The 3,410-nt window shown below is 29.4% G+C and carries 4 protein-coding genes; all 4 read right to left on the bottom strand.

What is annotated here, in order from left to right:
- On the bottom strand, positions 1 to 326 hold a 326-nt coding region (locus tag VK071_11770), incomplete at its 3' end, for a PTS mannitol transporter subunit IICBA (protein ID HLR35989.1).
- Positions 327 to 330: 4 nt separating this feature from the next.
- Complete coding sequence (locus VK071_11765) at positions 331 to 2,412, bottom strand: transcription antiterminator (protein ID HLR35988.1); 2,082 nt, start codon at positions 2,410 to 2,412, stop codon at positions 331 to 333.
- A 242-nt stretch (positions 2,413 to 2,654) separates the two neighbouring features.
- On the bottom strand, positions 2,655 to 2,963 hold the full coding sequence (locus VK071_11760) for a hypothetical protein (GenBank protein HLR35987.1): 309 nt from the start codon (positions 2,961 to 2,963) through the stop codon (positions 2,655 to 2,657).
- A gap of 162 nt (positions 2,964 to 3,125) precedes the next feature.
- Positions 3,126 to 3,410, bottom strand: a 285-nt coding sequence (locus VK071_11755) for a hypothetical protein (GenBank protein ID HLR35986.1), incomplete at its 5' end; no start/stop codon positions are given.

Raw genomic sequence — 3,410 nt, 5'->3', positions numbered from 1 at the left:
ACCATTGCCCCTAAAAACATAGGAATATCTGCTCCAACTATTACTCCCATAGTTGATATAGCACCAATTACTCCACCTCTTTTGCCACCGACCATATTACCTCCTGTATAACCTATTAATAATGGGAGTAAATAGGTTATCATTGGTCCCACTAATTCTGCCAATTTCTCATTAGGTCTCCATCCTTTAGGAATAAAAAGTGCTGTTATCAATCCCCAGGCTATAAATGCACCGATATTTGGCATTACCATTCCAGATAAAAACCTACCAAAGTCTTGAATTTTCACTCTCGCTTCCTTCTTTTCCTTTACATAGGATTCACTCATTTCACTACCTCCCCTTTATTTTTATATTGAAATAAAAATCCTCTAAAATATTGTTTATATTTTCATATATTTCTCCTTCTGTCATTGTCTTCATTGGTTTACCTTTGAAAATGTTTTGAGTAATGTAACTCATAATTTCTATATATTCACTTTCTGTATTAGATGGAGCTAATAGTACAACTGCAGTTTCTACATTTTTTTTATTAATAGTTAACGGAGCTAATAACTTAACTATCCCTAGTTGCAACTCATCTACTACCTCAGTCCTACAATGAATAATTATTGTACTTGATTCCTCTAGAATAAGTTGACCTAAACTTTCTCTGTAGAGAATATCTTTTTTTAACTGATTATACGAAGAATCATCATCTGCATACATATTAGTAATCATATTAACTAAATCTTGATACTCTTCTAAATAAATCTCATCATAATATTTATAGTTATCTAATATTTGCATAATAGCTTTAGAATAATTAATGTCTTTTATTAGTTTATCTCTAAAGCTTATTTTATCTGTAATTTCATAGCTTCTTTCATTTTTATCTAATGGAATTTTATTCATTAGATTTTTAATATTTTCCTTATCTTCATCTAGTAACAAAGGATTTACTAAAACCCACTCTATATTTTCTACATTTATAGGAACTGTAGATACAATGAAATCCCACCCATTTAAGTCTATATTATTTATATCTATGGCCGATACTGTATCTATTACTTCAACATTTGAAAACTCATTGCTGATTTTTGTAGATAACAGTCCAGCAGCTCCAATACCACTGGGGCAGACTACAATTATATTGAAAGTATAGTTTTTAATTCTCTCTAGTGCACCGCCAATATGAAGGGCGATATATCCAACTTCTGTATCTGGAACTTTAACATTGAATTCTTTTTCGATAATAGAAGAGGCTTTTTTTGATAACTGAAAAATATAGGAGTAATTTTCTTTTATTTCATCTAGTAGAGGATTTCTAATTTCCATCCCCATCATTATCCTTTTAATTGCAGGCTCTAAATGAATTGTTAAATCGATTAATATCTTCTCATCTTTCATTAAATCTAGTTTTGACTCATTTTGAATAAATTTAATCATAGCCTTTGCCGTTTTAATGATTCGATAATTATCTATGAAGAAATCATCCCAATCATTTTTTTGTTGATTAGAATATTTTTTAGTTCCTAGTAGATGCATAGTGATATATCCAATTTCATCTTCTGGCATATTAATATCAAAGCTATTTTCAATTTCACAAGCCAATTCTTTTGCATAAGCATATTCTTCATTATTTTTTATATTATTTAGATATTTTTCTTCCATATGAATTTCATCGCCATTTTTAATTCTTTCAACTACCAAAGCTAAATGGACAGTTAATGCTACATATTGGCTATCATTAAGTTCCAAATTTATATTTTTTTCAAATTCTGAAACTATTTTCTCTACCTTTTTAATAGTGTCTTTATCTATCATATTTAAAAGCTTGTTCTGGGTCTTGAATGCTATGAAATTATTATTTTTGTTTCGAACAATATTTTCAAGTATATCCAAGACATCATTTTGTAAATTATTTTCGTATATAAGGTTCACTATTAATTTTCTAAGATTAGTTTCATCTCCCTCAATATAAACTCCAAGTCCAGGCCTTCTAATTAATCGTATATCATGTTTTAACAAGATATTCTCAATTTTATCTAGATCCATACTTATAGTGCCTTCAGTAACATTTAAATCAGACTTAAATCTATACATCTTAATAGGATCTTTATTTTTTAATAACTCAATTAGTATGAACAATTGCCTTTCTTGTGGAGAGTATTTTTTCTCAACCTCTTCATTATGAAGCAATTGTTTAAGTCTATTTTTCTCCTCTAAATTCCCTTCAATTTTAATTCCATAGCCAGGCCTTTTAGTAAATTTAAAGCCATTAGTACTTAAATAATATTCCACTTCATGCATTTGCCTCATTATAGTTCTTGAACTAACGTTTAATTTATCACCTATAAATTCTGTCGTAATAGGCTCTGTGCTTTCTGCTAAAATAAATAATATATCCTTACTTCGCCTTTCTAAAGATTTCATATTTATCTCTCCTAGAAAATGTTTGCCTAAATAAGTTTACCCTAATTCCTTAATTTAATAATACCCTAGAAGTATTGACATTACAAAGGTTAGTTAATACCAACTTGTCACTATAACTTAGTGACATTATTAAAAGAGTAAGTCAAAAGAACGGTCTTCACTAACCCACTTTGTGAGTCAGTAAAGACCGTCCCCATTGGTCCAGTGTACTCCTAGGGGATACCCCAAACTCCCCTTTTTTCTCATTTGAGTTTTACTTGTTCAAATGTACCAAGTTTCTCCTTATCAATTTCGATTACTATAGTTTTATTGGTTATTACTTGCATAAGCATTGCATCTACTTTGGGAGGTTTTATGGATAGGGATATTATACATTCATTGTTTTCTTTTATTACTTCATCTACATCCATTGAATATCCAGGTGTAGCAAATTGTTTAGTAATTTGTAGTATAACTTTGTCCTCTGTTGTATCTACTTCTACTCCTTCTGTATTAGAACTTCTTTGAAAGGAATCAATTACTTTAAAGGGTATTTTACTCCTAATTGTCACTTTTCCCACTCCCTTCCTTATTATTCTCTCTCTATTACTTTCTTCATTATTATCCTTTTACTATTATCTCTATTATAGTCTTACTATTATTATATCCTATATACAACATGCTAATTAAAAACTCCTTTCTAATAAACATATTAAAAAGGAGTTTTTATACTCTTATTTAGTAGTTCTATATACTTCTATTTCCATTGTAGTTTGATTCCCGCCAAAATCAGTTAAGGTAATAGGTATTACATTTAATCCTTTCTCTAAATATACTGGTATATTAATGGTCTTTTCTATAGGCCTAATATCCCCAATTGTTTTACTATCATCAATTTTATATTCTAGACTTTCCCATAGTCTCAGCTCTAAATATGGGAAATTGTCCTTCATAGTTATTTCTAATTCTACTTCATCAGAATCTGGATCTCTACCTTCAACTTTTACTTCTAACTCTGG

Source organism: Tissierellales bacterium (genome assembly GCA_035301805.1).
Lineage (GTDB): Bacteria > Bacillota > Clostridia > Tissierellales > DATGTQ01 > DATGTQ01.
This window is presented reverse-complemented; position numbering and strand designations above follow the sequence as displayed.